At 59.2% G+C, this 2,775-nt stretch carries 3 protein-coding genes; all 3 read left to right on the forward strand.

The annotated features are described in order from the left end of the window. The first annotated feature begins 136 nt into the window (after positions 1 to 136). Complete coding sequence (lpxO, locus tag ACRESD_RS07845; protein WP_431750400.1) at positions 137 to 1,036, forward strand: lipid A hydroxylase LpxO; 900 nt, start codon at positions 137 to 139, stop codon at positions 1,034 to 1,036. 174 nt (positions 1,037 to 1,210) lie between these two features. Next, positions 1,211 to 1,525, forward strand: a complete 315-nt coding sequence (locus tag ACRESD_RS07850; protein ID WP_431750401.1) for a hypothetical protein — start codon at positions 1,211 to 1,213, stop codon at positions 1,523 to 1,525. Between the two features lie 12 nt (positions 1,526 to 1,537). Continuing rightward, positions 1,538 to 2,695, forward strand: a complete 1,158-nt coding sequence (locus tag ACRESD_RS07855; protein WP_431750402.1) for a PQQ-dependent sugar dehydrogenase — start codon at positions 1,538 to 1,540, stop codon at positions 2,693 to 2,695. Positions 2,696 to 2,775: the final 80 nt, after the last annotated feature.

Consider the following 2,775-nt stretch of genomic DNA (forward strand, 5'->3'; position numbering starts at 1 on the left):
GGTCACACGTCGTAGGATTTTCCTTGTCGCGTGTGTCACCTGTACGTGAATTGTGATTTCAGGTGCTGCTATTCATCCTCGGCCGTTGTGGGCCGACAGGAGCAGCCTGTTCTCTCCCTGACTTGTGACGAATCCCTTGAAACTCATCATTGTTGCTCTCTACGTTGCCTCCATTGCGTATGTCCACCTGCGTGGCCGGGTGCGGCACAAGCTGGGCCGCCAGCTTAGCGATCACTCGACGTTCCTGGCGCCGATCAACTGCTTTCTTTACCTGTTCTCCAAGCAGCCAAGCCGTCCTTTCCTTTCAGCCAGTGACTTTCCGGACCTGAGCCCGCTGCAGGAGCATTGGGAAGAAATCCGTCAGGAAGGCCAGAACCTGATGCAGGCCGGGGCAATCAAGCGTTCGGACCAATACAACGACGTGGGTTTCAACTCGTTCTTCAAGTCGGGCTGGAAGCGCTTCTATCTCAAGTGGTACGGCGACAGTCACCCATCGGCGATGAAGTTGTGCCCGCGTACTACCGAGCTGGTACAGAGCATCGGCTCCATCAAGGCGGCCATGTTCGCCGAGCTGCCACCGGGGTCCAAGCTGGTACGCCACCGTGATCCGTACGCCGGTTCCTACCGTTACCATCTTGGCCTGGATACACCCAATGATCCGGGTTGCTACATCAACGTGGACGGCGAGAGCTATTACTGGCGTGACGGCGAGCCGGTGATGTTTGACGAGACCTATATCCACTACGCAGAAAATTCCACCCAGCAGAACCGTATCATTCTGTTCTGTGATATCGAGCGCCCTATGAAGTATCGCTGGGCGGCTGCGTTCAACCGTTGGTTCAGCCGCAACGTGATGGCTGCTGCGGGCTCGCCTAACGATGATGGCGACAAGACCGGCGGCTTGAACCGTGCCTTTACCCGCCTGTACAAGATTCGCTTGCGTGGCAAGGAGCTTAAAAAGCGTAATCGCGCACGCTACTACCTGGAAAAGTGGGCGATCTTTGCAGGTCTGGCGCTGATCTTCATTCTGATCTGAGTCCTGTCTGTGCCGGTGCTCTGGTGGCCAGAGCACGACTGGAAAAGTTTCGATGGGCCGATGCGCGGACAGATCGTGTTACACCTGATGAGAAAGTATTTAGTTACGAATGCCGAACCCTGGGCGTAGCGTGTTATCGAAAGTACGCGTCTTGCGCTCCAGAGAGGCATCGTCATGAACCGTTGTGTACGTCATTTTGCAGCGCTGGCCGTGGGCCTGGCGCTGATCCCCTTGGCCCAGGCGCAAAATCTGCCTGGCAGCTTTGATACCAACAACAGCCCTATTCATCGAGCCAACCCCAACAGCATGCAGGGCACCACGCCCAATGCGCCAGCCGCTCGCGGCGTTCAGACCGGCCCGAGCCGCCCCGCGCCGACGGTGGAAAACGGCGGTATCGGCAATCGATATCCTCAGCGCGATACCGCCCCCAGTCGCCCCGCGACCGACACCAAAGCCCCCACTTATGATGCCAACGGCAATCGCCGGTAAGGACGACGTCTTATGTTTCTACGTAAAACCCTGCTGGCCGTTGTTTGCGCAACTTCGCTACTTCCACTGACGGCCGTGTTCGCGGCTGACACCCAACAATTTCCCAGCGAGCAAGGCAGCATCACCGCCACGGTGATTGCCAAGGGGCTTGATCATCCTTGGGCAGTAGCCTTTTTGCCGGATAAACAAGGTTTCCTGGTAACCGAGCGCCCCGGCCACCTGCGCTTCGTCAGCCCGGACGGCAAACTGTCGGCGCCGCTGACCGGCGTGCCCCAGGTGTGGGCCAAGGGGCAGGGCGGTTTGCTCGATGTAGTGCTGTCACCGGATTTCAAGCAGGACCGCATGGTGTACCTGTCATACGCCGAAGGCGGCGGTGAGGGGGGCAAGGCCGGGACTGCCGTGGGGCGTGGGCGTCTGGCCGACGACTTGAGCGGCTTGAAGGACTTCAAGGTGATCCTGCGCCAAGAGCCCAAGCTGTCGACCGGCAATCACTTCGGCTCGCGCCTGGCGTTTGACCGTGATGGCTACCTGTTCGTGACCTTGGGTGAAAACAACGACCGTCCGACCGCCCAGGACCTGGACAAGCTGCAAGGCAAGGTGGTGCGGATATTCCCGGACGGCCGCGTGCCGGATGACAACCCCTTTGTCGGCCAGCAAGGCGTGCGCCCCGAAATCTGGTCCTACGGTCAGCGTAATCCGCAGGGGCTGGCCATGAACCCGTGGAGCGGCACGATCTGGGAAAATGAGCATGGGCCGCGCGGTGGTGATGAAATCAATATCATCGAACGTGGCAAGAACTACGGTTGGCCGTTGGCGACCCATGGCATCAACTATTCGCTGACACCGATTCCCGAGGCGAAGGGCAAGACGGTGGAAGGCACCGTGGCGCCCCATCATGTCTGGGAAAAATCACCGGCCATCAGTGGCATGGCGTTTTATGACGGCGATCGTTTCAAACCGTGGCAACACAACTTGTTCATCGGTGCCTTGGCCAGCCAGGAACTGATTCGCCTGCAGTTCGATGGCGACAAGGTTATCCATGAGGAGCGCTTGCTGGGTGGCTTGAAAGCACGCATCCGGGATGTACGGCAGGGGCCGGATGGCTATCTGTACGTGCTGACCGATGAGGATGATGGCGTGTTGTATCGCGTTGGCCTGAACCAGGACTGAGCGTGTGCCTCTGTAGTGAGCGGGCTTGCCCCGCGCTGGGGGGGGGGGCGAAGCCGCCCCAAATCCAGGCACCTTGGTCT

The organism is Pseudomonas sp. (assembly GCF_050739995.1).
Lineage (GTDB): Bacteria > Pseudomonadota > Gammaproteobacteria > Pseudomonadales > Pseudomonadaceae > Aquipseudomonas.

Coding starts and splice junctions, on each gene's coding strand:
- ACRESD_RS07850 (WP_431750401.1), top strand. CDS start 1,211: ATGAACCGTTGTGTACGTCATTTTGCAGCGCTGGCCGTGGGCCTGGCG.
- ACRESD_RS07855 (WP_431750402.1), top strand. CDS start 1,538: ATGTTTCTACGTAAAACCCTGCTGGCCGTTGTTTGCGCAACTTCGCTA.